The sequence below is a fragment of the Bacillus sp. LSHTCR4 genome (assembly GCF_057197025.1).
This window is the reverse complement of record NZ_JBXUNO010000005.1, coordinates 157,788-183,757: the sequence shown is the minus strand read 5'-3', so window position 1 is coordinate 183,757 and position 25,970 is coordinate 157,788. Positions and strand designations below refer to the sequence as shown.

The following is a 25,970-nucleotide window of genomic DNA, read 5'->3' as shown; positions in this document are numbered from 1 at the left end:
ATGTTATAAAAAATGGGGTAAGGGGTAAAGCGCATGGACGAATTAAGTTTTCAAGTCATTATTTTATTAATTGCATTCGGTTTTTTAGCAGCTTTTATTGATTCAGTTGTTGGTGGTGGAGGATTAATTTCGCTTCCGGCACTTATGTTTGTTGGTTTACCACCAGCTTCGGCAATTGCAACGAATAAATTAGCTGCAACGATGGGGACGTTTACAAGTGCGATTTACTTTATTCGATCGGGAAAGGTCAATTTTAAAATTGTAGGAAAGTTAATCCCGTTAACTGTTATAGGAGCAGTCGCAGGTGCTTTAGTAGTAAAGTTTATTCCTCCGGATATTTTACGTCCGTTAGTGCTTGTGATGTTGGTGTTTATTGCCATTTATATTATTGCGAAAAAGGATTGGGGAAGTGTGTCTACCTATAAGAAGATGACGAAAAGAAAAACATTAATATTTTTCTTTGTTATTTTAATGATAGGGTTTTACGATGGATTTTTTGGACCGGGGACAGGATCCTTTTTAATTTTTGCATTTTTATTAATTGGTTTGGATTTTATTCAAGCGGCTGCATCTGGAAAACTTTTGAACTTTGTTAGTAATATCGTATCGTTAATCACTTTTTTATTTTTAGACGTAATTCATTTTGAATACGGTATTATTATGGGATTATCAATGATTTTGGGCGCTTATTTTGGATCGAAGTTTGCAGTTCAAAAAGGTGTTGGATATGTAAGAACTTTATTTTTGTTAGTAACTATTTTATTGATTAGCAAAAACATTTTGGAATATACTCATATTTTGTAGAGTTATACATTTGTATAACTCTGTTTTTTTATTATATTTTAAAAATTAATTAATTTTTAAAATATAAGTCTAGGAATATTTGAATAAATCTAAATTATCGTGTAGAATAATGTTGTAAAATGTAAACGTTTTTCTAAGGGGAGGCTAAAAATAATGGTAGTAGCATACAAACATGAGCCATTTACAGATTTTTCAGTGGAGGCTAACAAATTAGCGTTTGAAGAAGGTTTAAAGAAAGTAGAATCTTATCTTGGACAAGACTATCCATTAATTATTGGGGGAGAAAAAATCACTACAGAAGACAAAATTGTTTCTGTAAACCCTGCAAATAAAGAGGAACTTGTTGGTCGTGTTTCAAAAGCAAGCCGTGAGTTAGCTGAAAAAGCAATGCAAGTAGCGGATGAAACATTCCAAACTTGGAGAAAATCAAAGCCAGAAATGCGTGCAGACATTTTATTCCGTGCTGCAGCAATCGTTCGTCGCAGAAAACATGAATTCTCTGCTATTCTTGTAAAAGAAGCAGGTAAACCATGGAATGAGGCAGATGCTGATACAGCAGAAGCAATCGACTTTATGGAATATTATGGTCGTCAAATGTTAAAATTAAAAGACGGTATTCCAGTAGAAAGCCGTCCAATTGAATATAATCGTTTCTCTTACATTCCATTAGGAGTAGGTGTTATCATTTCTCCTTGGAATTTCCCATTCGCAATTATGGCAGGTATGACAACAGCTGCTTTAGTTTCTGGTAACACAGTATTACTAAAACCAGCTAGTACAACTCCTGTAGTAGCAGCGAAATTCATGGAAGTATTAGAAGAAGCTGGCTTACCAGCTGGCGTAGTAAACTTCGTTCCAGGTAATGGTTCTGAAGTTGGTGACTACTTAGTAGATCACCCTCGTACACGTTTCGTGAGCTTCACTGGATCTCGTGATGTAGGTATCCGTATTTATGAGCGTGCAGCGAAAGTAAACCCAGGCCAAATTTGGTTAAAACGCGTTATCGCTGAAATGGGTGGTAAAGATACAATTGTTGTTGATAAAGAAGCAGATCTTGAATTAGCAGCTAAATCTATCGTTGCATCAGCATTCGGATTCTCAGGACAAAAATGTTCTGCATGTTCTCGTGCAGTAATCCATGAAGACGTATACGATCACGTATTAAATCGTGCTGTTGAATTAACAAAAGAATTAACAGTTGCTAACCCAGCTGTATTAGGTACAAACATGGGTCCTGTTAATGACCAAGCTGCATTCGATAAAGTAATGAGCTATGTTGCAATTGGTAAAGAAGAGGGTAGAATTTTAGCAGGTGGCGAAGGAGACGATTCTAAAGGCTGGTTCATCCAACCAACAATCGTTGCTGACGTTGCAGAAGATGCTCGCTTAATGAAAGAAGAAATCTTCGGACCAGTAGTAGCATTCTGTAAAGCAAAAGACTTTGACCATGCACTTGCAATTGCAAACAATACAGAATACGGTTTAACAGGAGCAGTTATCTCTAACAACCGTGACCATATTGAAAAAGCACGTGAAGACTTCCACGTAGGTAACTTATACTTCAACCGTGGATGTACTGGTGCAATCGTAGGATACCAACCATTCGGTGGCTTTAACATGTCTGGTACAGACTCTAAAGCTGGTGGTCCTGACTACTTAGCACTTCACATGCAAGCAAAAACTACTTCTGAAACTTTATAAGAAATAGTAGAAGAGATCTTCGCAGTCTGCGAAGATCTCTTTTTTTTGAAAAACTTTCTATATGTGGATTCAGATAGATATCAGTAGAAAAACTAATAAAGCAATAAGGTTTACTTCAGTAAAATGAGGTATAGTATATTTGTTGAATAAATTCTCTTTAAAGACAAGAAAAGTAGGTGAACAAAGTGGGAAAATATCAATTGGATTACAAAGGCCAGGTAGCTGTCGCAAAGTTTCATGAAAAACAGACGCCTGTCAAATTTGATAAAAAGCAGCAAATTGAAAAATTGCGTGCGGAGTATTTGAAAAAGAAACAAAAACAAACAGATAAATAATAGGAGAAACTAGTTAATTTGAATTGAAAAACACTTACCATATATTACTATTTGGTAAGTGGAACTAGCTAAACCCTATTCATATCGGGATAAACATGTAAATAGAAATAAAACAATGAGAAAAGTTGACTTATTAGTCACATTTTTTTGTATTCATTTTAAGGATTTCCTGTATAATACAATTTGAAAGAAAATCTATGGTTTGACAAGAAACACTCTTTTCGGTTTTGCTCACTGAAGGGAGTGTTTTTTTGTAGCTAAAAACTCCTCTGTACTCATTACATTTGCATATACGCCATTTAAACTAGCTAAAATTGTGTTATGGATATAAACGGCTGGTATAGTAGCATTCTTAAAAGAAAGGTCTTTTGTAGCACAAGCATCATGTATAACAGTACATTGCAAGCCGAAATCAAAGGCAGCCCTTACAGTAGCATCAATACACATATGAGTCATCATCCCGCATATGACGACGTGCTCAATAGCTAAACGTTGTAATTGTTCTAGAAGATCGGTTTCGCGGAAACTATTTGGATAATGTTTGAGTACAACGGTTTCTTCTCTGAGTGGACGTACGCTTTCATGAATATGCACACCTTCTGTATTTGGTAGGAAAAAAGTAGCGTCATCTTTTATTGCTACATGTTGGATATGAAAAATAGGTTCGTTTTTCTTTCTAAAGAGCTGTAGTAGTTGGCTGGCATATGCGCTTGCTTCTGCTGGATTACGTAATTCCATCTTTCCGTGTGGAAAATAATCATTTTGAATATCAACGAGTAAAAGAGCTGTTTTCATATATTTATCTTCCTCCGATTTCATATTCAAATAATGTTATTCAATTAGTAAAGAAGATTATCCTTTTAAAAAATATGCAAGAGGAGAATTTTACATAACTTTAAAGATTACTATTTTTTATTAAATTTTTCATCTGAAAATTTTAATAAAGAAATAATTAATATTTTTCTAAAAAATGTATTGACTCTTATTATTCTGAGTTCTATAATGAGAATTAATTAAACGACAATTAAATCGATACATTCTTATCCAGAGAGGTGGAGGGACTGGCCCTACGATACCTCAGCAACGGGTTTTTTAATACCGTGCTAACTCCAGCAAGCCTATAAGGGCTTGGAAGATGAGAAGATGTGAACGAGTACATATAAGTGCTCTCCTTCTTATCTTTATGTTTGATAAGAAGGAGAGCACTTTTTATTTTACCTCGAGAGCTCTACTTCAAGTTTTTACAGCATATAGGAGGGGAAAAAATGATTTCTTTTAATAATGTAAGTAAAGTATATGAATCAGGTGGGCAATCTGTTCATGCGGTGGAGGATGTAACGTTATCAGTTGAGAAAGGCGAAATTTTTGGCATTATTGGTTTTAGTGGCGCTGGAAAGAGTACATTATTACGCCTAGTAAACATGTTAGAGAGACCAACGGCAGGAACGATTTCAATAGATGATAAAGATATTACATCATTGTCGACGAAGGAATTACGGAAGCTAAGACAAAGAATCGGGATGATTTTTCAAAGCTTTAATTTATTTAATTCAAGAACAGTGTTTGGGAATATTGCTTATCCATTAAAGTTAGCGAAAGTACCAAAGAATGAGATAAAAGAAAGAGTAAATGAACTGCTGAAGTTTGTAGGGTTAGAAGATAAAGCAAACAATTACCCAGAGCAGCTATCAGGCGGACAAAAGCAGCGTGTTGGTATTGCTAGAGCACTTGCGACATCGCCAGATATTCTTATATGTGATGAGGCAACATCAGCCTTAGATCCAGAAACAACGACAGAAATTCTAAACTTATTAAAGAAAGTAAATCGAGAATATAATTTAACAATTCTTCTTATTACACATGAAATGCATGTTGTGAAAGAAATTTGTCACCGTGTAGCTGTAATGGAGAATGGAAAAGTGATTGAAGAAGGAAAACTGTTTGATGTTTTCACACAACCGAAAACAAAGACGACTCAAAACTTTGTACGTTCTGTTATTAATGATCATTTACCGGAAAGTGTTCTAGCGAAAATTCAAAATGGTGGTCAAATTTATCGCCTAACATTTACTGGTGAGGAAACAGGACAGCCGGTACTGTCATATATCGCAAAAAACTATAACGTTGATGTAAATGTACTGTACGGCAATATTATTGAACTTCAAAATGTGCTATTTGGAAATCTTCTTGTAGAATTGCAAGGTGAACAGAGGGAAATCCAAAAAGCATTACAGCATCTAAGACTGCAAGTGCAGCTGAAGGAGGTAGAAGCTCATGCGAGTTGATTGGAGTATATTTTGGCCTCGCATATTAGATGCGACAGGGGATACCCTCTTAATGGTAATCGTAACCCTTATATTTGCTACAATTCTTGGTATACCTCTAGGTTTACTTTTATATGTAACGAGAAAAGGAAACTTTTTAGAAAATAAATGGGTCTTTTCTATTCTTAATATCATTATTAATACAATTCGTCCGGTTCCATTCATCATCTTCTTAGTAGCTTTAAGCCCGCTAACAAGAAGCGTTATTGGAACGACAATTGGAACAGCAGCAGCAATTTTCCCTATGACATTAGTCGCATCAATTGGTATTGCTAGAATGGTTGAAACAAACCTTGTTTCAGTTCCGAAAGGAGTAATTGAAGCAGCGCAAGCAATGGGTGCTTCACCACTTAGAATTGTTTTTGAAATTCTCGTGCCAGAAGCATTAGCACCATTAATCTTAGGTGTCACGTTTATGACGGTTGGTTTAATTGAATTTTCTGCAGTTGCTGGGCTTGTCGGTGGTGGCGGTCTTGGCGACTTAGCAATGACATATGGTTATCAACGTTTTGATACATCAGTTATGTTCGTAACGGTTGTTTTACTTATTATTCTCGTACAGATAGCTCAAAATTTAGGAAACTACTTTGCGAAAGTCTTGTTACGCAGATCATAAAAAGGAAGAGAGGAAAAGAAAATGAAGAAAATTTTAGCGTTTGCATTATCAGCGATTGTAGGGGTTTCAGCATTAAGTGGCTGCTCAAGTGGAGACACAGGGGCAGGAGCGAAAGAAAAAGTAGTTCGCGTCGGTGTAACTGGAACGGATGGAGACGCTTGGGAAATTTTAAAGAAAAAAGCTGAAAAAGAAGGAATTAAAATTAAACTGGTCGAGTTCTCTGATTACACAACGCCAAATAAAGCGTTAGCTGATGGAGATATTGAACTAAATTCATTCCAGCACGTTGCTTTCTTAGAGCAATTTAAAAAAGAGCATAAGTTAGATATTACAGCTGTTGGTACAACGCAAATTGCACCGATGGGCTTATACTCTGAAAAACATAAGAAAGCAAATGAAATTCCAGATGGTTCAGAAATTGCGATTCCAAATGATCCAACGAACCAAGCACGTGCATTAAAACTTCTTGATGCAGCAGGTTTATTAAAGCTTAAGAAAGACTTTGGCTTATTTGGAGATCCAAGCGGCATTGCTGAAAATCCGAAGAAGTTAAAAATTACACCGGTTATTGCACAGCAAACACCTCGTGTATTAAAAGATGTAGCAGCTTCAGTTATTAATAACGGTGTTGCTGGTCAAGCTGGATTAGATCCAGCGAAGGATCCAATTTTCTTAGAAGATCCAAAGAATGAAAATGCGAAGCCATATATTAATATTTTCGCAGCTCGTACGAAAGATAAAGATGATCCGACACTGAAAAAAGTAATTGAATTATATCATTCAAAAGAAGTAACAGATGCAATTAAGAAAGAAACAAATGATGGTTCGATTTCAGTAGATCTTTCACTTGATGAGCTTGAAAAAATCGTAAAATAATGATTGGGTTTAATGGACTAACAGAAGGAACCCCTCCGCTGTTAGTTCGTTCAACATATAATCTACTTAACAAACAAAACAAACCCTAATTCTGTACCTTCCAATTCTGTATAACATAGAATCCAATGTTTGTTAAGTAGAGTAATGGACCAGGAACTTTCCTGGTCTTTTTTTATGAATGAAAGTAGCTAGCGAATAGTAAGATAATCCAAATTATAACAGGATAAGAAAATAAGCTGAAAGCGAGTGTAATTAAGAATTTATTTTTATGAATTAAGTGTTTTTTGGATGAAAAAAAGAAAATAGAAAAGATGGCAATGAAAGCTGCGGATATTACGCCAGGGTTATAGGAACGGTAAATGAAAAACAAAATAATATGTTGAACAGAGTTGAAGAAAATTGCCCCTTGTATAAAAATAATCCAGTATATAGAAGACAAGATGTTTAGTTGATATAGAAAGACAATAAGTAAAACAAAGAGAGTCAATATAGAAATCGCAATGGAAAATTGTTGACTAGTTATAAATGTAATTGAAAATTGATTAGCAAGATATTGTGGCATTTGGAAAGATTCTTCAAGGTTATGAATGAAAAATAAAAAGGGAATTAGCCAGATTGTAAAAGGAGTAAAGTGTCTTGCAGAAAATGTTTTTATCAATTTACATCAGCTCCAATAAAGGTGTAGAAAGCCTTATAGGAAAAGGCCTTCTACAAGGATATAATTATTCAATTACAATACTTTTTAAATTGCTATTATGTTGTGGTTGTTCGGTAGCATAAGAAGATAGTTCTTCTTGTAAAATATTTAGCATTTGCTTAGCTGATTGTTGGATTGGGGCAGGTAACTCTTCTAATATATGCATACTTACTTTTATTTTTGTACGGATGACCTTCCTTAGTAGTTCTTCATGCATGTATGACACCTCCAAACCGAATGTTAAGTACATCATCTTCAAACTTAGCCCCTCGAATAGAAAGGTGCGTTAATGTTTTGGGCAATGTGATATTTCGTTTCACAGAACCAGCACGAATGATAAGCTCATCACCTTTTTGATTTAATGCAAGTTCACTTTTGTTAGAGAAGGGAATGGACAGAACGAAAATATACTCATCTCCATCTTTTTTTACATATTGAGTGCGACCGTTAAATTTTACTTCAGTAGGACAATGATCCGTTTTAAATAAAGCATCTCCTACGCGTTCTAACATAGGTAAACCAACAACTTCTTGTTCAAACATTGGAGCTTCGTAAATAGGAAGTGGATCAAAACTATCTTGAATTAACGTTTTATATTTCTTTTGGGTATCTTTCCATGCTTGAAAATAAGGATCGGTGACAGTGTTAGGAATGACTCGGTTGATCATAATGGCATCTACGTTATAATCATATAAATTTAAATACGTAAAGCTGCGCTGTGCTTCTTTAATGACCATTTTTTCGGGATTTACAACGATGCGGATACTCGTTACGTCTCGGTTTGATAAAATGTCTCTCATTTCTCCGAGCTGTTCAAGTGTATTTGTTAATTCGTCCATAATATCATCGGTTGGAAGGGGGACACCAAGAAGTGGTTGAGCTACAGGGCGAACAACTTTTAAAACTTTTCTTTTAATAGGAAAGAGTTTTTCCATCCACCAGCCGAGCATGTCTGGAAAGCTGAGCATTGCTAATGTTTCTCCTGTTGGAGCACAATCAATGATAATAACATCATATGTGTTTTGTTTATAATAATCGAGTACGCGAAGTAAACTAATTAAATCCTCCATACCAGGAAACATCGTTAACTCTTCTGTTGTAATATCATCAGCTGCTTTTGAAGTGAAGAGTAGTGTAATATATTTCTGTAGCTTTCCCCATCCCTTTTCCATTTCATAAATTGTATTAATTTCTTGTGCCCACAAATTTTTACGAACTTCTAATGGCTCAGAAGATAGCTTTATACCAAATGAATCTCCTAAACTATGAGCAGGATCTGTGCTCATTACTAAAGTTTTTAATCCTTGTTTCGCACTTTGAATTGCTGTTGCTGCTGAAATGCTAGTTTTTCCTACGCCGCCTTTACCTGTATACAAGATAATTCTCATCATTCATATCCCCTTTGTTTCGAATGTCGAATATTACGAGTGTCGAAGTAAATGGTTGAATAAAAACCCAGATAGGGTTTTATTCAATCGGAATGTTTTTCATTTTAGGTGTAGAAACTTTTTCTTCTGTTTTCTGCTGTGATGTAGCAATGTGATTCATGATCTTTTGGAAGATTTGTAGTAAGAATGCTTTTTCTTCTTCTGATAATGCATCTGTTACTAAGCTAAAGTAATGGGCTGCATTTTGCTTTACTTCTTGAACGAGTATTACGCCGTTTTCTGTTAAACGAATTAATACAATACGTCGGTCGTTTTCATCACGATATCGTTCAATATATCCCTTTTTTACAAGACGATTTACAACACCTGTCGTTGTACTCATTGGTATATCAAGAAGATCAGCAATTTTCGTCATTGTAATATCTGTATTTCGTTCCATCCAAAGTAAACAAAATACTTCTGTTTTAGAAAGTGTTAAATCTAGGCTTACCCATTCTTCAGGATAGAAAAGTTTCTTGGCGTTATCTAGCAGTAAGTCTAAAAAATGTTCATATTGCAACAATTAATTCCACTCCCGTATATTTCGAGGTTCGTAATATTTATTTTTATTTTATGTAGAATAGAAATAATTGTCAATGGTTTTAATTGTTTTTTCAGATTAGGCAGAAAACTTTCTTTAAAATAGTATTCTTTTATGATAGATTTATAAATATAAAACTAGAATTTACATAAAAATCCATCATGGTAAATATACTTATCTATAATGGATGTACTGCTAACGAGGGGGAGAACGATGAGAAGACGTAATACGCAAGCGTTCACGTTTTTAGCATGGACTTCATTTGTTTGTGCGCTTTCAGGTATGCTAATTGGGATTTATACGTTAGATGAAACGCTTAGTGTAAAAGGATACTATTTAATTGGAACATTATTTTTAACGATGTCTTGTTTTGTATTACAAAAAACAATTCGTGATAATGAAGAAGATAACGAGAGATTTCCGAAAAATAAACCGTTAGATAAAGAGTAAATCGTAAAGAAAGGCGTTTGCCTTTCTTTTTTTATGTAAAAATGCCGTAAGTGCCGTGTGTTGACTTGCTTGAAGTACTGAAAATTTGGTATCATCAATAGTATTGTAGATTGAACGATATATTATGGAGGTGGCCTAGCCGTGTCAAGAATTTCCGTTGAGAATGTAAAGCACGTAGCACATTTAGCACGTCTTGCAATTACTGATCAAGAAGCAGAAAAATTTCAAAAACAACTAGATGCAATTGTTACATTTGCAGAACAGTTAAATGAATTAGATACAACAGATGTAAAACCAACAACTCATGTATTAACTATGAAAAATGTTATGCGTGAAGATGTACCAGAAAAAGGTTTACCAGTCGAAGAAGTATTAAAAAATGCACCGGATCACAAAGATAACCAAATCCGTGTTCCAGCAGTATTAGAATAGAGGAGGGGAATTTCGATGTCATTATTTGATCATTCAGTATCAGAGTTACATAAGAAATTAAACAACAAAGAAATTTCCGTTACGGATTTAGTAGAAGAATCTTACAAACGTATTGCGGATGTTGAAGATAACGTGAAAGCTTTTCTTACATTAGATGAAGAAAATGCACGCGCAAAAGCGAAAGAATTAGATGCAAAAATCGGCGCTGAAGATAATGGTTTATTATTCGGTATGCCAATTGGTGTAAAAGATAACATTGTAACTAACGGTCTTCGTACAACTTGTGCGAGCAAAATGTTAGCAAACTTTGATCCAATTTATGATGCGACAGTTGTGCAAAAGCTAAAAGCTGCTGACACAATTACAATCGGTAAATTAAACATGGACGAGTTCGCAATGGGTTCTTCAAATGAAAACTCAGGTTTCTACGCTACGAAAAATCCATGGAACTTAGATTACGTTCCAGGCGGATCTAGTGGTGGTTCTGCAGCAGCTGTAGCAGCAGGAGAAGTATTATTCTCTCTAGGTTCTGATACGGGTGGTTCTATCCGTCAGCCAGCTGCATATTGCGGTGTTGTAGGTTTAAAACCAACTTACGGACGTGTATCTCGTTACGGATTAGTAGCATTCGCATCTTCACTTGACCAAATCGGACCGATTACACGTACAGTAGAAGACAATGCATACTTATTACAAGCTATTTCAGGTATCGACCGTATGGATGCAACTTCTGCAAACGTTGAAGTAGGAAACTACTTAGCTGGTTTAACAGGCGACGTTAAAGGTTTACGTATTGCTGTACCGAAAGAATACTTAGGAGAAGGTGTTGGCGAAGAAGCTCGTGAGTCAGTACTAGCTGCTTTAAAAGCATTAGAAGGTATGGGCGCAACTTGGGAGGAAGTATCTCTTCCACACTCTAAATACGCTCTAGCAACGTATTACTTATTATCTTCTTCTGAAGCATCTGCTAACCTTTCACGCTTTGACGGTGTACGTTACGGTGTTCGTTCTGATAATGTAAATAATTTATTAGACCTTTACAAAAACACACGTAGCGAAGGTTTCGGTGATGAAGTAAAACGCCGTATTATGCTTGGTACATTTGCACTTAGCTCTGGTTACTATGATGCATACTACAAAAAAGCACAACAAGTACGTACATTAATTAAAAACGACTTTGAAAATGTATTTGCTAACTACGATGTTATTATTGGACCAACAACGCCAACTCCGGCATTTAAAGTGGGCGAAAAAGTTGATGATCCAATGACAATGTATGCAAACGACATTTTAACAATCCCAGTAAACTTAGCGGGTGTCCCAGCGATTTCTGTTCCATGTGGATTCGGTGCTAACAACATGCCACTTGGTCTACAAATCATTGGTAAACACTTCGATGAAGCGACAATTTACCGCGTTGCACATGCGTTTGAGCAAGCAACAGACTATCATACAAAAAAAGCAAGTCTGTAAGGAGGCGAGCATAGATGAATTTAGAAACAATTATTGGTTTAGAGGTTCACGTTGAGTTAAAAACAAATTCGAAAATTTTCTCTGCGAGTCCAACAGAATTCGGAGCAGAGCCAAATACACAAACAAGTGTAATTGACTTAGGATACCCAGGGGTACTTCCTACTTTAAATAAAGAAGCAGTTAACTTTGCAATGAAAGCTGCAATGGCATTAAACTGTGAAATCGCAACGGAAACGAAGTTCGACCGTAAAAACTATTTCTACCCAGATAATCCGAAAGCTTACCAAATTTCTCAATTTGATAAGCCAATTGGTGAAAATGGCTGGATTGAAATCGAAGTAGACGGTAAAAAGAAACGTATCGGTATTACACGTCTTCATTTAGAAGAAGATGCTGGTAAATCAACGCATACAGCTGATGGTTCATTAGTAGACTACAACCGTCAAGGTATGCCTTTAATCGAGATCGTGTCTGAGCCAGATATGCGTACACCTGAAGAAGCATATGCATACTTAGAGAAGTTAAAATCAATCATTCAATACACTGGCGTATCTGATTGTAAGATGGAAGAAGGTTCCTTGCGTTGTGATGCGAACATTTCTCTTCGTCCAGTTGGACAAGAGAAGTTCGGTACAAAAGCAGAACTGAAAAACTTAAACTCATTCACTTACGTACAAAAAGGTCTTGAGCACGAGCAAGTGCGTCAAGAAAAAGAATTATTATCTGGTGGTATCATCCAACAAGAAACGCGTCGTTATGATGAAGCAACGAAGAAAACAATCTTAATGCGTGTGAAAGAAGGATCTGATGATTACCGTTACTTCCCAGAACCAGACTTAGTTGAACTTTACATCGACGATGAGTGGAAAGAAGCAGTTCGCGCTTCTATTCCAGAACTTCCAGATGCACGTAAAGCTCGCTACGTTGCAGAATTAGGCTTACCAGCTTATGATGCACACGTATTAACATTAACGAAAGAAATGTCTGATTTCTTTGAAGCAACTGTTGCAGACGGTGCTGATGCGAAATTAACATCAAACTGGTTAATGGGTGAAGTACTTGCATACTTAAACAAACAACAAAAAGAATTAAAAGATGTTGCATTAACGCCTGCTGGTTTATCTAAAATGGTTCAATTAATTGAAAAAGGTACAATTTCTTCTAAAATTGCGAAGAAGGTATTTAACGAATTAATTGAAAAAGGTGGAGACCCAGAGGAAATCGTTAAAGCGAAAGGCCTTGTTCAAATTTCTGACGAGGGTACACTTCGTAAAGTTGTAACAGAAATTCTTGATAATAATGAGCAATCTATCGAAGACTTTAAAAACGGTAAAGACCGTGCGATTGGATTCTTAGTTGGTCAAATTATGAAAGCTACAAAAGGACAAGCAAATCCACCGCTTGTTAACAAAATCTTACTTGAAGAGATTAATAAGCGATAATAGTAGTAACTTTTAAAGATTAAGCAGAAAAACACCCGTACATGGGTGTTTTTCTAGGTTAATCAAACGTTTGTTTAAATGAGAGAAAATCATTTAAACAAACGTTTGATTAACTGTCAAAAGTGGAAAAATGTTTGTATAGCAACTATGGTATGATAGTTGCAAAAAGGTGGGAATAATGATAAATCTAGACATAGAGGTTTTTTTCATCTCATGAAATAATAGATAATTATTATTCGTTATATGTAAATTGTTGTGAGGAAATAGATGGACATAAATTTTTTTGTCAAATAAAACAAAACCATTGAAATGAATATTTACTTTTGATGGGCTACACGAATCGGGTTCTTACTGCCTGTTTGAGCGAGATAAAAGAAGGATAGGAAGATGAGAGGAGGTAGGCATGGGAATACTGGATAGAAGTTCGGTATGTTCTTTTTCGATATATAAAGAAATTTCCTGTGCTAATAAATGATGAAGCGAGCAAGAATTATTTATAATCCTACTTCTGGGCGTGAGCTATTTAAGAAGAGTTTACCAGAAGTATTACAAAAATTAGAACAAGCTGGGTATGAAGCATCTTGTCATGCGACAACGGGTCCTGGAGACGCAACTGTGGCGGCGAGGCAAGCTGCGGATCGTAAATTTGATGTTGTTATCGCAGCTGGTGGTGACGGCACGTTAAATGAAGTGGTGAACGGTTTAGTAGGGCATGAACATCGTCCAAAGTTTGGAATTATTCCGGTTGGAACGACTAATGACTTTGCACGTGCAATCGGTGTACCTCGTTCTATTGAAGAGGCAGCTGATATTATTTGTGAAGGGAAAACTGTGCCATTAGACCTTGGTAGAGCAAACGATACATATTTTATTAACATCGCTGGTGGCGGTCGTATTACAGAATTAACATATGAAGTACCGAGTAAGCTAAAGACAGTATTAGGACAACTTGCTTATTATTTAAAAGGTATCGAAATGTTACCGTCATTACATCCAACATATGTTGAAATTGAGTATGATGGAAAATTACTACAAGAAGAAATTACGATGTTTTTAATTACAAATACTCGTTCAGTGGGTGGCTTTGAAAAGGTAGCACCATATGCATCAATTAACGACGGATTATTTGATTTATTAGTGCTGAAAAAAGGGTCTATTGCTGACTTAATTAAGGCAGCAACACAAGCGCAGCGTGGTGAACATATTAACAATCCAAAAGTATTGTACACACAAGCGAACCGAATTAAAGTACATTCACCAGATAAACTAATGATTAATTTAGACGGTGAATATGGTGGAGATGCACCGATGGAATTCGAAAATATATATCATTGTCTGGAACTATTTGTTCCTGAACATCAAGAGGATGCCCTGTAAAGGCATCCTTTTTATTATATAGAAGGATTGTAAATTGGAAGTTAGTTTGATTTTCATGATATTTTTACAATTCGTTTATTTTATATCCATACTTTATTGATACACTGGAGGAGATAAGAGACGAGAGGTAGGGTGTGCTATGGAGAAGATAAAAGCAATACTATTTGATAAAGATGGGACATTAATGGATTTTCATTCAATTTGGATAAAAGTAGCTGAAGAACTTGTGGCGGAATGTATAAATTTATATGAACTGCCAAAGTCAATGCAGCCTACTTTATTAAAAGAAATCGGCGTGGATGGGGTGTTTGTGAACCCTCGTAGCGCGATAGCAGCAGGAACGAGCCTTGATGTTGCAAAGGGGCTTTGTAAGTATATTACGTCATCTAAAGAACAGGAGATGCATGAGTGGGTAAGTGAAAAATTATTTTCGCTTATGTACGAGCATCGTTCCTATATGAAAATGACGGCGGATTTACCGAGAATTTTACAAGGTTTAAAGGATAGAGGATTTATTTTAGGTGTTGTCACGGCGGATGATTTCGCACCAACAGAATTATTTTTAAAACAGTATCAATTAGAGTCTTTTTTTGATTATATTGTAGCTTCAGATACGTTTCCGGCACAAAAACCAGATAAAAGAATTGTAGAATCCTTTTGTGAGAGGTTTCATTTAGATGCATGTGAAGTAGCGGTCGTTGGGGATACACCGACCGATTTATATTTAGCAAAAAATGGAGGAGATTGTTATGCAATTGGAGTACTATCTGGTACAGGAGATCGTCAAACATTAGAGCCACTTGCGGATTTAGTAGTACAATCTGTTGGGGACTTTATTTCTCATTCAGGTGAGTTTATTTGGGAACAAGGAAAGTCTAATGTGTAAGAAAAATAAGTCTATAAAGACTCTTAATGAGTCTTTATAGACTTATTTTTTATGGCGAAATAGAAGGTGTGTAGGATGAATACTGAAAAAGAATGTTGGCATACATTTTGCAATGAAAAGAGAAAACAATGTAAAGAAAAGGATGGGATACGTAATGAATACAAAAAAATTTGCTAAAGTAAATGAACAAATTCCTGGACCGAAAGCAGCGGCTTTACTAGAACGCCGTCAAAATATAGTACCAAAAGGAGTAAGTAACGGCATCCCAACGTTTGTACAATCTGCAAATGGTGCTCTTGTAATAGATGTTGATGGCAATCAGTACATTGATTTTGCTGGAGCGATAGGAACAATTAACGTAGGGCATTGTCACCCAGCTGTTAAAGAAGCACTCCATAAACAAGTAGATCAATACATTCATACTGGATTTAATGTCATGATGTATGAGCCATATATTGAATTAGCGGAAAAACTTGCGGTATTAGCGCCAGGAGGTTTTGATAAGCAAGTACTATTTTTAAATAGTGGTGCAGAAGCAGTTGAGAATGCGGTGAAAATCGCTCGTAAATATACAAAAAGACCTGGTATTATTGCATTTTCTAAAGGTTTCCATGGACGCACATTAATGACAATGACGATGACAAGTAAAGTAAAACCATATAAATTTGGATTTGGCCCATTTGCTCCAGAAGTATATAAAGCGCCATTCCCGTACGAATATCGTCGCCCGGAAGGACTAACTGAAGAGCAGTACGATGACTTTATGATTGAAGAGTTTAAGAATTTCTTCATATCAGAAGTAGCGCCAGAAACGATTGCAGCCGTTGTAATGGAACCTGTTCAAGGGGAAGGCGGATTTATCGTCCCAAGTAAGAAGTTTGTGCAAGAAGTACGCAATATTTGTTCAGAGCACGGCATCTTATTTGTAGCGGATGAAATTCAAACTGGATTTAGCCGTACAGGAAAATATTTTGCCATTGATCATTATGATGTCGTTCCGGATTTAATCACGGTATCTAAATCATTAGGTGCTGGTGTACCGATTAGTGGTGTTATTGGGCGCAAGGAAATTATGAATGAGTCTGCACCAGGAGAACTTGGTGGAACGTATGCAGGAAGTCCGCTAGGATGTGCGGCAGCATTAGCAGTACTTGATGTAATAGAAAAAGAGAATTTAAATGATAGAGCGATAGAATTAGGAAAAGTCGTAATGAACCGATTCGAAGAGATGAAAAATAAATATAATTGCATCGGTGATGTGCGCGGTTTAGGAGCAATGTGTGCATTCGAGATCGTTCAAGACCGTAAGACGAAAGCACCTGATAAAACGTTAACAGCTAATTTGTGCGCAGAAGCAAACAAACGCGGTTTACTTCTACTATCAGCAGGAACATACGGTAATGTTATTCGTGTGCTAATGCCATTAGTGATTACAGATGAGCAACTTGAAGAAGGATTAACAATCATTGAAGAATCATTGCAAGTCTGTTATGAGAAAGCAAATATTGCTCGTGTTTAAAAGTTAAATAATAAAACAGCAAACATTCTAGCTGACTCTATATAAAATGCAGAAAATTCACTTTATAATAAAGGTAGTGAAGTGAATTGATGGATTGGAAGTTAGGGGTGGCTAGGATGGTTGCAGAAAAGGAACGAGTGTTAATGGATTTACAAGATGTATTTGAATATGCGTTTGACGAAATTTTTGTGACTGACGAAAAGGGAATCGTTGTGCGTGTAAATAGTACATGTGAAAGGCACTATCAATTAGCGGCTAAAGAGTTAGTAGGTAAACATGTAAAAGAATTGCAGAAGGATGGTATCTTTTATCCATCAGCAACGTTAGAAGTAATTGAAAAAAAGAGACCGATTGAACTTGTTCAAACGACAAAATCAGGAGAGTATTTACACGTTCGTACAAGGCCCGTTTTTGATGATGAGGGAAATTTAAGAAGGGTGATTAGTTACTCTCGTGATCTTACAGAACTTTATCAATTACGTCAAAAGGTAGAAGAAATGGATAATCAGTTAAAAACATATAAAAAAGAATTAAGAGAAACATATGAACATGAAGGACTTATTTTTAAAAGTATCGCTATGCAAAAAATAGTCGAGACAATAAAGAAAGTATCCGTGGTAGATAGTACTGTTCTCGTTTTAGGTGAGACAGGAGTGGGGAAGAGTCGATTGGTGCGTCATTTACATGAAGTGAGTAACCGGAAGAATGAAAGTTTCTATGAAATTAACTGTGCGGCATTGCCAACGAATTTAATTGAATCGGAGCTTTTTGGATACTCAGGCGGATCTTTTACAGGTGCGAATCGTGAAGGGAAAAAGGGACTATTAGAATCAGCGCATAAAGGAACTCTTTTCTTAGATGAAATTGGTGAAATGCCGCTTGAAATTCAAGCAAAACTTTTGCAAGTGTTGCAAGAAAAAACGTTTCGCCCTATAGGTGGAAGAGAATTAAAAAAGGTGGACGTTAGAATTGTAGCGGCAACAAATAGAGATTTAAGTATGATGGTGAAACAAGGAACATTCCGTAAAGATCTATATTATCGTCTGAATGTCATTCCAATTTTAATTCCACCACTAAGGGAAAGAAGCGAAGACATCTTGCCACTCATTTATCATTATTTACACCACTTTAACAAAAAATATGGTCGGAATGTAAAATTAGCACCTAGTACATTGCAAATGTTTGTTGGTTACCCGTGGGAAGGAAATAATAGAGAAATTGAAAATGTGATTGAGCGAATTGTTATAACTGCTGATGATATCGTTACGATAGAGGATTTGCCAATAGCGATGCAAGAATCAACAGTTGAACAGTCTGGTCAAAGTCTCTATAAAATGTTAGAAGAAGTAGAACGGAATATTATTTTGAAAGCATATAAAACATATGGATCGAGTTATAAAGTAGCGGAGTTTTTAAAAATAAGTCAATCTGCTGCCACGAGGAAAATAAAGAAACTTATAGAGGAGGAAGAGAACATTGGATAAAAAAGCGACGTTTGTAAATGTAGAGAAAAAGGCGATGTATATAAATGGTGAGTGGATTACATTGCAAGAACAAATCGAAGTAAATAATCCAGCAACGAAGGAAATATTTGCGACTGTACCAAAGGGTGGGGTAACAGAGGCAAAGCAAGCCGTTGATGCTGCGCATGAAGCTTTTAAAACGTGGTCTAAGTTAACAGCGGCAGACCGTGCAGCAAAATTAAAAAAATGGTTTACACTTATCGATGAAAATAAAGAAGAGATTGCAGCAATTATGACGAGAGAACAAGGAAAGCCGTTTGCAGAAGCGCTTGGTGAAGTGAATTATGCAAATAGTTTTGTTGAATGGTATGCAGAAGAAGGAAAACGCGTATATGGTGAAATGATTCCTGCTTCTCATCCGAATAAACGTATTTTAGTTATGAAGCAACCAGTCGGAGTTATGGCAGCTATTACGCCTTGGAACTTCCCCGCTGCTATGATTACGAGAAAGGTAGCCCCGGCACTTGCAGCAGGCTGTACAGCGGTTGTAAAACCAGCAAGTCAAACGCCGTTAACTGCACTGAAATTAGCTGAATTAGCTCATGAAGCGGATATTCCAAAAGGTGTAATCAATATTGTAACAGGTAGTGCGAAAGCAATTGCTGATACGTGGATGGAAGATGGACGTGTTCGAAAAGTTTCCTTTACAGGATCAACGGAAATTGGAAAAGAATTAATGGCTAGTGCTGCACAAACGATGAAAAAAGTTTCACTTGAGTTAGGTGGTCACGCACCGTTTATTGTTATGAATGATGCGGAATTAGATAAAGCGGTAGACGCAGTAATCGGTTCGAAATTCCGTAACGCAGGACAAACGTGTATATGTACAAACCGAGTATTTGTTCAGGAAGAAGTGTATGAAGCGTTTGTAGAGAAGTTCCAAAAGGCAGCAGGGCAGTTGAAAGTAGGAGATGGTTTCGGTGATGGAACGACTGTGGGACCACTTATTGACGAGAATGCAGTTTCGAAAGTACAGGAACATATCGAAGACGCTATTCAAAAGGGTGGAACAGTTTTATATGGTGGCCAAAAGGTTGCAGAGCTAGATGGACATTTTATGCAACCAACTGTAATTGGATTGGCGAATGATACGATGCTTTGTATGAATGAAGAAACTTTTGGTCCAGTTGCACCAGTTGCAAAATTTAAAACGATTGAAGAAGTAATCGAACGTGCAAATCATACGCCATATGGTTTAGCTGCGTATATTTTCACGCAAGATATTAGCCAAGCGTTCCAAATTAGTGAAGCACTAGAGTATGGTATTATCGGTTTGAATGATGGACTCCCGTCAGTTGCACAAGCGCCGTTCGGTGGCTTTAAAGAGAGTGGCATTGGCCGTGAAGGAGGTCATTTCGGTATCGAGGAATATTTAGAAATTAAATATATTTCATTAGGACTATAAGTAGTATACTAGAGTCTCTATAAGGTAACAGAGAAGGAGATTCTAGTATGGTATATTGGTTATTATTACTCGTAACAATTATTTTTGAAGTAGCTGGAACAATTGCGATGAAATTATCAAACGGTTTAACAAAGCTCGTTCCAAGTGTACTTATTTTCGTATTTTATGGAATTTGTTTCAGCGTATTTGCTATCGTCGTTAAAAAGATTCATTTAAGTATTGCTTATGCCATTTGGTCTGGCGTTGGAACGTTACTTATTACAATCATTAGTGTGTACTTTTTTAAAGAGCATATTAGCTTATTCCAAGCATTTTGTATTCTTTTTATTGTGTTAGGAGTAATTGGACTTAAGGTTTCATCAGCATCATAAAAGGCTATCTTCCGGTGTGGAAGATAGCCTTTTATTTGTATTAAAATGCCCAGTTACCTTTACGGAAGATTGGTTCATGTCTGCCATCAGCTGTAATACCGTCGATATCAAGCTCAGCTGATCCAATCATGAAGTCGTTGTGTGTAATACTAGTGTTTGCACCATTTTCAGCAAGTTCTTCTTTAGACATTGTTTTTCCGCCAACTAAGTTAAATGCATAAGCGCTTCCGATTGCAAGGTGGCAAGATGCGTTTTCATCAAATAGCGTATTGTAGAATAAAATATTTGTATTTGAAATTGGTGAATCATGAGGTACTAAAGCAACCTCGCCTAAGAAGTGAGAACCTTCATCTGTTTCTACTAAATGTTTTAAAGCTTCTTCGCCAACTTCAGCTTTATAATCTACGATACGTCCGTTTTCAAATGTTAACGTGAAGTTATCAATAATATTCCCTGCAAATGCTAACGGTTTTGTGCTACATACTTGGCCGTTTACACCTGTTTTAAGTGGCATTGTAAATACTTCTTCAGTTGGAATGTTCGCCATAAATGGTACGTTCTTTTCATTTAAACTACCAGCACCAGCCCATACATGCTTTTCTGGAAGTTCGATCGTTAAATCTGTTCCAGGGCCTGTATAGTGAAGAGCTTTATAATGCTTTTCATTTAAGTAATCAACTTTTGTATGTAACGTTTTATCATGTTCTTTCCATGCTTCCACAGGATTTTCTAAATCAGCACGAGTCGCTTTAAAGATAGCATCCCATAGTTTTGCTTCTTGTTCTTCTGGCGTTACGTCAGGGAATACTTTTGCAGCCCATTCTTTCGTAGGAACAGAAATGACACACCAGCTTACTTTATCAGCTTGTACGTAATCACGGTATACTTTCATTGCTTCACCAGCTACTTTATGAGCTGTTGCGATACGAGTTGGTTCTACACCTTTTAATAAATCAGGGTTTTCTGCATAAATAGACATAAATGCAGCGCCTTCTTTTGCTAATTCTTCACGAGCGTGTGCTTTCCAAGATGGAAACTCAGCGAATGCTTCTTCAGGAGCTAGATCGAACTTTAAGCGTGTTAACGTCTCATCATTCCAATCCACATATACGTGTTTTGCACCAGATTTATATGCTTTTTCTGTAACGAGGCGTACAAATTGTACAGCTTCAAGAGGTGCACTGATTGATAATGTTTGTCCTGGTTGAATATTAACACCAACATTGACTGCAAGGGCAGCATATTTCTCTAACGTTTGTTCAAATGACATATGTATAATCTCCTTTAATTTGAAAGATTTCTTACTATATATAATACAAGAAAATTCAAAAAATATATATAAATATAGCTTAAAAAGAGAGCTCAAAATATATTGAGCTCTCATCGTTATTTAATCGAAGAAGCAAATTGTTCTACAGTCGTTGTATAGTGTATGCGAACACGCTTCATTTTTAACAACTCATCAGGTTCACCTTTTGTAATGAATTTTCCAGGTTTTGTTGTTGTTGCAAATTGATAATATTTTTTCGTTTCTGCAACGACTTTATCATCTACATGACCGAATGGATAAGCAACTGCGATAACGGGTTTACCTGTTATTTTTTCTAGCTTTTCTTTCGATTCCTTTAATTCTTCTTCATAGTTTGTAATCTTCGGCAAGTCTGCATGTGTTGCAGTATGAGATTGCATAGAGAAAATGCCGGAATCAACCATTTCTTTTATATCAGATGTAGAAAGAGATCCTTCAGCATCAACATTATTAACAATCATATATTCTGTTGCCGCTGGTTTAAATGTATCGTCTTTTAGCTTTTGTAAAACATGAAATGCATTCATATTATTTTTCATACCATCATCAAATGTAACAAAGATAGGTTTATTTACTTTATTTATATCGCCCCAGCGTTCAAACGTTAACAGTGTATAACCATTGTCCTTTAAGTGTTTCATTTGGGCTTCAAAGTTAGCAGGTGATACGAATAAGTCTTTAATACCTTGACCGTGATAATCATCGATTGCATGGTACATAAGAACGGGAACCTTTTGCTCAAAAGTAATAGCAGATTTTGTGAGTGGAATGGTTTTCCCATCTTCTTTTATGCCTATTGCTTCAATTTGGAACTCACCGCGTTTTCCTTCAAATTCTTTTATATCAAAAGGAAGTGAAAATTGTTTTTCCTTTTCTTTAGAAGACAAAGATTTAGCAGTTTCCTTTCCATCAGCGGTACGCCAAATTTTATATTGTACCTCAGTTAAAGTATCTTTTATGTCTGTCATATGAATAGTAGTATTTGTAGCTTCGTGTGTAATCGGGTTATAAGAAATTTTACCTTGTTCTTGAACAGTCTCTTCTTGTTTCTTAGTTTCTTGAACCTTTTTCTCTTTTTTAGGCTCTGGACTTACATTGCTAGTATTACAACCTGCTAGAATGGCAGACATACATAAAGCAATTGCTGCATATTTTCTCATAAGATCACCTTCTATTGTGTATTATGTTGCGTACTGATATTTAAAATCCCCACCGCTGTAAGAGAGGTGGGGACATACCCTTGTTCATCATATCATTTTAGTTATGAGATAAGTTAGTGCCTTTTAATAGAACTATTTTTATCATCTTTTAGTAAAGTTTACTTTATCCCGCTTTAATGGGCAGTAAGACCCCCACCTCAAAATTCAGCGAAAGCAAAGAAGTTAGGTGGGGGGCGGGCTGCCCATAAAAGTCCGATTGGTGAGGGCTAATAATCAGTGGGGGATGAAGAAAACCCCCACTGATTAAAGTTTCACTTTATAAGAGATATGAATTTTTCCATCGATGTATTAGGCCCTACAAAATGGCGTTTAATTAAGTACTGTTCGTTTGGCATTCCTTTTGTAATGTGATTACCGTGATCAGTAGTTACTGCGAACTCATAATATTTTTTCGTTTCTTCAACAGCTGGATCATTATAAGAACCTACTGGATAGGCGAGAGCGATGACCTTTTTACCAGTAAGAGCTTCAATCTTTTCTTTTGAACCACGTAATTCCTCATCATAGTTATTGGAGTGAGCCATCATCGTATGATTAGCAGTATGAGATTGAATAGAAAAAATGCCTGAATCCATCATTTGTTTTATATCATCTGTTGATAGACGATTCGGTTTGTCTATCTCATTTGCAGTAAGGAATTCAGTAGCCGTAGGTTGGAATGTATCATCCTTTAATTTTTGTAAAATATGAAGAGCGTTCATATTATTTTTTCGACCATCGTCCATTGTTATGAAAATAGGTTTATTTACACGATTTATATCATTCCAACGTTCAAACGTAAGCATCGTATAACCGTTATCTTTTAAATATTGCATATGTTTTTCAAATTGTGCAGGTGGCACGTATAAGCCGTAATCTCCATCACTTGGTCCAGGGAATTTTTCAATTGCATGATACATTAAAATAGGTACATGTTGCTGGAATGTAATTTTAGATGTTACTAGATTTGTTTCAGTATTATCTTCTTTAATTCCTACTGTTTCAATTTGAAATTCTCCACGTTTTAAATGAAATGTTTTTAAATGAAGTGGGAGGGCAAAATCACGATCTTTTTCTTGTGAAGTGAAAGTTTGTTTGCTTTCAGAGCCATCAGCAGTACGCCAAATGTTATAACGTACTTCTTTAAACGAATCTCTTAAATCTTTTGTGTAAAGCGTGGTATTTTGTGCGTTATATTCATACGGATCCCATGTAATAACTCCTTGTGTTAAAGGAAGTTCAACTGCTTTCGCTTTTTTTTGTTCAACTGCTTGTTTCGCCGTTGTTTCTTTTATTTGTTTATCACTAGTGCTACTAGTGTTACAACCTACGAGAATAGCAGAAGAAAGTAAAGCGATATATGTATACTTTTTCATTCTATCATCCTTCTATTGTGATTTAATTATCATCACTTATGTCATGAAACTATCGTTTTTATAAGTGACACTAATTCAAATTTTTGATTCTAAAAATTTGAATTATACCCTTGTCCATCATATCACTATAGAATATATAGGGGAATATGTTTTTGGAATATTTAGGGAAAGATACCTTATTTTTTTCTGGTGTTATTTACATAAAAATACATATAGAAGGTAAAAAAACTCCACCCAAACTTCTTTGAGAAAAGGAGAAGTAAGGTGGAGTTTTTCATTAAATAAACAATCCAGCGATTGTCGCAGATAAAATAGAAGCAAGTGTTGATGCAAATAGCATTTTCCAACCAAATTTCGATACGACGCTTCCTTGTTTCTCAGAAAGAGCACGAATTGTACCAACGATCGCGCCAATTTGGCTAATACTTGCGAAGCTAATTAAGAATACTGTAACGATTCCAACTGTGCGTGGGGATAATGTTGCTGCAACACCTTTTAAATCAAGGATTGCTACAAACTCGTTTAATACAATCTTCGTACCCATAATTCCACCAGCTGGGATAATATCTTGAGCTGGAATACCCATTAAGAATGCGAATGGAGCAAGTACGTAACCGAAGATTTGTTGTAACGTAACAGCATGTCCCATTGCACCTGAAGCTGCGCTAATTACATAGTTTACAACTTCCATCACACCGATGAAAGCGATCATTAATGCGGCAACGATACCAGCTACTTTTAAACCGTCAAGCGCACCGTTAATCATTGCACCGATAAAGCTGTCTCCGAATAAAGTACGGTCAAATTTCTGAACTACTTCGTCTTCTTTTTTCGTATCAACAGGTGTTAATAACGAACAAACGATTAAGCTTGAGAATAAGTTTAATGGAAGAGCTGCTAGTACATATTTCGCATCTAACATCATTACGTATGATGCTGTAACAGAAGCAGAAACTGAGCTCATCGCAGAACAACAGATGATAAACATACGGTTTTTGTTAAAATGCTGTAAATCATTTTTAATAACAATTAACGCTTCACTTGAACCAAAGAATACAGAGTTTACTGCGTGGAATGATTCAACGCGTGGTAAACCAGTAATTTTTGAAATGGCACCGCCGACAACGCGAACGATGAATGGTAAAACACCTAAATAACTAAAGATAGAAAGTAGTGCTGAGAAAAATACGATAATTAATAATACGTTTAAGAAAAAGACAAAATCTCTTTGAATTCCATTAAAGAGAAAATCGACGCCTGTCGTACCAAGTTTAATTAGTTTGTTGAAAACTTTACTAATGAAGATGATAATTTGTTGACCAATTTTTGTGCCAAACATAAACCAACCGATTAAAATTTGGAAACCAATCATAATTGCAATTGCACGGAAGTTGATTTTACTTTTGTTGTTTGACAAAGCAAAGCATAAACCTAAAACGACAAGAATACCGATAATGCTCATTACATATTGCATGTAGTTGCCCCTTTCAGAAGTTCGTATAAAGTTTGTACATAAAACGCTCGTTATATTACTAAAAACAAAACAAAGAGGTTTTATGTCATACGTAAGATGTCTGACCTTTTAGAAAAATAAAAATAAAAAAAGACCCATATGGATTCACTTTCATCTATGAGAGAAAGCTAATCAATATGAGTCCCTTTTTGCACATAGGCTAATATTCATTAGTTTTCCCCATAGTCCAGCAATTTAAGGTTGCCGGGTAGAAACTCTCGATCCATATTATCGAGTATATATGAGGTAACATCGTCCGTATTAAATTAGTAGTAGCGTAACATTAACAGAGAACTATCGTCAATAGCTTTTTTTCTTCCAATAGAAATAGACCATATAAGTATGATAAAATGTAACGCAGTGTTATGAAAAAG

The 25,970-nt window shown here is 36.0% G+C and carries 25 protein-coding genes and 2 riboswitches; of the genes, 16 read left to right on the top strand and 9 right to left on the bottom strand.

Annotated elements, in window-relative coordinates; all coding sequences use genetic code 11:
* The first annotated feature begins 33 nt into the window (after nucleotides 1-33).
* The 3 genes from AC2CGR_RS24735 to AC2CGR_RS24725 all read left to right on the top strand — a co-directional run bounded on the left by AC2CGR_RS24735 (nucleotide 34) and on the right by AC2CGR_RS24725 (nucleotide 2,840).
* The gene (locus AC2CGR_RS24735; protein WP_087964337.1) at nucleotides 34-804 is read left to right on the top strand and encodes a TSUP family transporter; all 771 of its coding nucleotides are present in this window, start codon (nucleotides 34-36) and stop codon (nucleotides 802-804) included.
* A gap of 153 nt (nucleotides 805-957) precedes the next feature.
* Nucleotides 958-2,505 carry an L-glutamate gamma-semialdehyde dehydrogenase gene (pruA, locus tag AC2CGR_RS24730; protein ID WP_000259554.1) on the top strand — a complete coding sequence of 516 codons (1,548 nt, stop codon included), beginning with the start codon at nucleotides 958-960 and terminating at the stop codon, nucleotides 2,503-2,505.
* 185 nt (nucleotides 2,506-2,690) lie between these two features.
* Nucleotides 2,691-2,840, top strand: coding sequence for a hypothetical protein (locus AC2CGR_RS24725; RefSeq protein ID WP_000521648.1), 150 nt, complete (start codon nucleotides 2,691-2,693; stop codon nucleotides 2,838-2,840).
* Between the two features lie 231 nt (nucleotides 2,841-3,071).
* Here the strand turns inward: AC2CGR_RS24725 and AC2CGR_RS24720 are convergent, their stop codons facing one another.
* Complete coding sequence (locus tag AC2CGR_RS24720) at nucleotides 3,072-3,635, bottom strand: cysteine hydrolase family protein (protein ID WP_087964336.1); 564 nt, start codon at nucleotides 3,633-3,635, stop codon at nucleotides 3,072-3,074.
* Nucleotides 3,636-3,877: 242 nt separating this feature from the next.
* A riboswitch (SAM riboswitch) is annotated at nucleotides 3,878-3,982 on the top strand.
* Between the two features lie 123 nt (nucleotides 3,983-4,105).
* Here AC2CGR_RS24720 and AC2CGR_RS24715 point away from each other — a divergent pair.
* From AC2CGR_RS24715 to AC2CGR_RS24705, 3 genes are read left to right on the top strand one after another with little or no spacing between them, the layout of a single operon-like run.
* Entirely contained in the window at nucleotides 4,106-5,125 is a 1,020-nt protein-coding gene (locus AC2CGR_RS24715; protein ID WP_000622982.1) for a methionine ABC transporter ATP-binding protein, read from the top strand.
* Nucleotides 5,115-5,780 carry a methionine ABC transporter permease gene (locus AC2CGR_RS24710; RefSeq protein WP_060629327.1) on the top strand — a complete coding sequence of 222 codons (666 nt, stop codon included), beginning with the start codon at nucleotides 5,115-5,117 and terminating at the stop codon, nucleotides 5,778-5,780. Before AC2CGR_RS24715 ends, AC2CGR_RS24710 begins: the two co-directional genes overlap by 11 nt.
* 21 nt (nucleotides 5,781-5,801) lie before the next feature.
* The gene (locus AC2CGR_RS24705; protein WP_087964334.1) at nucleotides 5,802-6,656 is read left to right on the top strand and encodes a MetQ/NlpA family ABC transporter substrate-binding protein; all 855 of its coding nucleotides are present in this window, start codon (nucleotides 5,802-5,804) and stop codon (nucleotides 6,654-6,656) included.
* A gap of 172 nt (nucleotides 6,657-6,828) precedes the next feature.
* On the opposite strand, the gene AC2CGR_RS24700 is transcribed toward AC2CGR_RS24705, so the two are convergent.
* The 4 genes from AC2CGR_RS24700 to AC2CGR_RS24685 all read right to left on the bottom strand — a co-directional run bounded on the left by AC2CGR_RS24700 (nucleotide 6,829) and on the right by AC2CGR_RS24685 (nucleotide 9,303).
* Nucleotides 6,829-7,314 (bottom strand): HXXEE domain-containing protein, encoded by a 486-nt coding sequence (locus AC2CGR_RS24700; RefSeq protein WP_131101286.1) that lies wholly within the window; start codon nucleotides 7,312-7,314, stop codon nucleotides 6,829-6,831.
* Between the two features lie 64 nt (nucleotides 7,315-7,378).
* Entirely contained in the window at nucleotides 7,379-7,570 is a 192-nt protein-coding gene (locus AC2CGR_RS24695) for a DUF3926 domain-containing protein (protein WP_131101290.1), read from the bottom strand.
* The gene (locus AC2CGR_RS24690; protein WP_087964333.1) at nucleotides 7,563-8,744 is read right to left on the bottom strand and encodes an ArsA family ATPase; all 1,182 of its coding nucleotides are present in this window, start codon (nucleotides 8,742-8,744) and stop codon (nucleotides 7,563-7,565) included. The genes AC2CGR_RS24695 and AC2CGR_RS24690 overlap by 8 nt, the downstream gene beginning before the upstream one ends.
* 76 nt (nucleotides 8,745-8,820) lie before the next feature.
* Nucleotides 8,821-9,303 carry a MarR family winged helix-turn-helix transcriptional regulator gene (locus AC2CGR_RS24685; protein WP_087964332.1) on the bottom strand — a complete coding sequence of 161 codons (483 nt, stop codon included), beginning with the start codon at nucleotides 9,301-9,303 and terminating at the stop codon, nucleotides 8,821-8,823.
* Between the two features lie 231 nt (nucleotides 9,304-9,534).
* Here AC2CGR_RS24685 and AC2CGR_RS24680 point away from each other — a divergent pair, with 231 nt between their 5' ends.
* The 10 genes from AC2CGR_RS24680 (at nucleotide 9,535) to AC2CGR_RS24635 (ending at nucleotide 20,199) form a co-directional block, all read left to right on the top strand.
* Nucleotides 9,535-9,771: a YiaA/YiaB family inner membrane protein gene (locus tag AC2CGR_RS24680; RefSeq protein WP_001254393.1), complete on the top strand. Its 237-nt coding sequence runs from the start codon at nucleotides 9,535-9,537 to the stop codon at nucleotides 9,769-9,771.
* A 141-nt stretch (nucleotides 9,772-9,912) separates the two neighbouring features.
* Nucleotides 9,913-10,203, top strand: coding sequence for an Asp-tRNA(Asn)/Glu-tRNA(Gln) amidotransferase subunit GatC (gatC, locus tag AC2CGR_RS24675; RefSeq protein ID WP_000086999.1), 291 nt, complete (start codon nucleotides 9,913-9,915; stop codon nucleotides 10,201-10,203).
* A gap of 15 nt (nucleotides 10,204-10,218) precedes the next feature.
* Nucleotides 10,219-11,676: an Asp-tRNA(Asn)/Glu-tRNA(Gln) amidotransferase subunit GatA gene (gene gatA / locus AC2CGR_RS24670; RefSeq protein WP_484481314.1), complete on the top strand. Its 1,458-nt coding sequence runs from the start codon at nucleotides 10,219-10,221 to the stop codon at nucleotides 11,674-11,676.
* 14 nt (nucleotides 11,677-11,690) lie between these two features.
* Nucleotides 11,691-13,118, top strand: a complete 1,428-nt coding sequence (gatB, locus tag AC2CGR_RS24665; protein ID WP_001047685.1) for an Asp-tRNA(Asn)/Glu-tRNA(Gln) amidotransferase subunit GatB — start codon at nucleotides 11,691-11,693, stop codon at nucleotides 13,116-13,118.
* A 471-nt stretch (nucleotides 13,119-13,589) separates the two neighbouring features.
* Nucleotides 13,590-14,495 (top strand): diacylglycerol kinase, encoded by a 906-nt coding sequence (locus AC2CGR_RS24660; RefSeq protein WP_000977671.1) that lies wholly within the window; start codon nucleotides 13,590-13,592, stop codon nucleotides 14,493-14,495.
* Between the two features lie 139 nt (nucleotides 14,496-14,634).
* Nucleotides 14,635-15,381: an HAD family hydrolase gene (locus tag AC2CGR_RS24655; RefSeq protein WP_087964060.1), complete on the top strand. Its 747-nt coding sequence runs from the start codon at nucleotides 14,635-14,637 to the stop codon at nucleotides 15,379-15,381.
* Nucleotides 15,382-15,535: 154 nt separating this feature from the next.
* Complete coding sequence (gene gabT, locus AC2CGR_RS24650) at nucleotides 15,536-16,900, top strand: 4-aminobutyrate--2-oxoglutarate transaminase (RefSeq protein ID WP_087964061.1); 1,365 nt, start codon at nucleotides 15,536-15,538, stop codon at nucleotides 16,898-16,900.
* A gap of 116 nt (nucleotides 16,901-17,016) precedes the next feature.
* Complete coding sequence (locus AC2CGR_RS24645) at nucleotides 17,017-18,384, top strand: sigma-54 interaction domain-containing protein (protein WP_087964062.1); 1,368 nt, start codon at nucleotides 17,017-17,019, stop codon at nucleotides 18,382-18,384.
* Nucleotides 18,377-19,828, top strand: a complete 1,452-nt coding sequence (gene gabD, locus AC2CGR_RS24640) for an NADP-dependent succinate-semialdehyde dehydrogenase (RefSeq protein ID WP_484481313.1) — start codon at nucleotides 18,377-18,379, stop codon at nucleotides 19,826-19,828. The genes AC2CGR_RS24645 and gabD overlap by 8 nt, the downstream gene beginning before the upstream one ends.
* A gap of 47 nt (nucleotides 19,829-19,875) precedes the next feature.
* Entirely contained in the window at nucleotides 19,876-20,199 is a 324-nt protein-coding gene (locus tag AC2CGR_RS24635; protein WP_000263262.1) for a DMT family transporter, read from the top strand.
* A gap of 40 nt (nucleotides 20,200-20,239) precedes the next feature.
* Here AC2CGR_RS24635 and AC2CGR_RS24630 read toward each other — a convergent pair whose 3' ends face one another.
* The 4 genes from AC2CGR_RS24630 to AC2CGR_RS24615 form a co-directional block, all read right to left on the bottom strand.
* A complete protein-coding gene (locus tag AC2CGR_RS24630) occupies nucleotides 20,240-21,469 on the bottom strand; it encodes an aminopeptidase (protein WP_087964064.1) in 1,230 nt (409 codons plus the stop codon).
* Between the two features lie 116 nt (nucleotides 21,470-21,585).
* Complete coding sequence (locus tag AC2CGR_RS24625; RefSeq protein WP_087964065.1) at nucleotides 21,586-22,668, bottom strand: polysaccharide deacetylase family protein; 1,083 nt, start codon at nucleotides 22,666-22,668, stop codon at nucleotides 21,586-21,588.
* Nucleotides 22,669-22,979: 311 nt separating this feature from the next.
* The gene (locus AC2CGR_RS24620) at nucleotides 22,980-24,083 is read right to left on the bottom strand and encodes a polysaccharide deacetylase family protein (RefSeq protein WP_087964066.1); all 1,104 of its coding nucleotides are present in this window, start codon (nucleotides 24,081-24,083) and stop codon (nucleotides 22,980-22,982) included.
* A gap of 277 nt (nucleotides 24,084-24,360) precedes the next feature.
* Nucleotides 24,361-25,557, bottom strand: coding sequence for a NupC/NupG family nucleoside CNT transporter (locus tag AC2CGR_RS24615; RefSeq protein ID WP_029437217.1), 1,197 nt, complete (start codon nucleotides 25,555-25,557; stop codon nucleotides 24,361-24,363).
* Nucleotides 25,558-25,759: 202 nt separating this feature from the next.
* A riboswitch (purine riboswitch) is annotated at nucleotides 25,760-25,861 on the bottom strand.
* Between the last annotated feature and the right edge of the window lie 109 nt (nucleotides 25,862-25,970).

Bases quoted from the DNA above. Each gene is read 5' to 3' on its own strand.
- AC2CGR_RS24735 (WP_087964337.1), top strand. From the start codon at position 34: ATGGACGAATTAAGTTTTCAAGTCATTATTTTATTAATTGCATTCGGT.
- pruA (WP_000259554.1), top strand. From the start codon at position 958: ATGGTAGTAGCATACAAACATGAGCCATTTACAGATTTTTCAGTGGAG.
- AC2CGR_RS24720 (WP_087964336.1), bottom strand. From the start codon at position 3,635: ATGAAAACAGCTCTTTTACTCGTTGATATTCAAAATGATTATTTTCCA.
- AC2CGR_RS24715 (WP_000622982.1), top strand. From the start codon at position 4,106: ATGATTTCTTTTAATAATGTAAGTAAAGTATATGAATCAGGTGGGCAA.
- AC2CGR_RS24710 (WP_060629327.1), top strand. From the start codon at position 5,115: ATGCGAGTTGATTGGAGTATATTTTGGCCTCGCATATTAGATGCGACA.
- AC2CGR_RS24705 (WP_087964334.1), top strand. From the start codon at position 5,802: ATGAAGAAAATTTTAGCGTTTGCATTATCAGCGATTGTAGGGGTTTCA.
- AC2CGR_RS24695 (WP_131101290.1), bottom strand. From the start codon at position 7,570: ATGCATGAAGAACTACTAAGGAAGGTCATCCGTACAAAAATAAAAGTA.
- AC2CGR_RS24690 (WP_087964333.1), bottom strand. From the start codon at position 8,744: ATGATGAGAATTATCTTGTATACAGGTAAAGGCGGCGTAGGAAAAACT.
- AC2CGR_RS24680 (WP_001254393.1), top strand. From the start codon at position 9,535: ATGAGAAGACGTAATACGCAAGCGTTCACGTTTTTAGCATGGACTTCA.
- gatA (WP_484481314.1), top strand. From the start codon at position 10,219: ATGTCATTATTTGATCATTCAGTATCAGAGTTACATAAGAAATTAAAC.
- gatB (WP_001047685.1), top strand. From the start codon at position 11,691: ATGAATTTAGAAACAATTATTGGTTTAGAGGTTCACGTTGAGTTAAAA.
- AC2CGR_RS24660 (WP_000977671.1), top strand. From the start codon at position 13,590: ATGATGAAGCGAGCAAGAATTATTTATAATCCTACTTCTGGGCGTGAG.
- AC2CGR_RS24655 (WP_087964060.1), top strand. From the start codon at position 14,635: ATGGAGAAGATAAAAGCAATACTATTTGATAAAGATGGGACATTAATG.
- gabT (WP_087964061.1), top strand. From the start codon at position 15,536: ATGAATACAAAAAAATTTGCTAAAGTAAATGAACAAATTCCTGGACCG.
- AC2CGR_RS24645 (WP_087964062.1), top strand. From the start codon at position 17,017: ATGGTTGCAGAAAAGGAACGAGTGTTAATGGATTTACAAGATGTATTT.
- AC2CGR_RS24635 (WP_000263262.1), top strand. From the start codon at position 19,876: ATGGTATATTGGTTATTATTACTCGTAACAATTATTTTTGAAGTAGCT.
- AC2CGR_RS24630 (WP_087964064.1), bottom strand. From the start codon at position 21,469: ATGTCATTTGAACAAACGTTAGAGAAATATGCTGCCCTTGCAGTCAAT.
- AC2CGR_RS24625 (WP_087964065.1), bottom strand. From the start codon at position 22,668: ATGAGAAAATATGCAGCAATTGCTTTATGTATGTCTGCCATTCTAGCA.
- AC2CGR_RS24620 (WP_087964066.1), bottom strand. From the start codon at position 24,083: ATGAAAAAGTATACATATATCGCTTTACTTTCTTCTGCTATTCTCGTA.
- AC2CGR_RS24615 (WP_029437217.1), bottom strand. From the start codon at position 25,557: ATGCAATATGTAATGAGCATTATCGGTATTCTTGTCGTTTTAGGTTTA.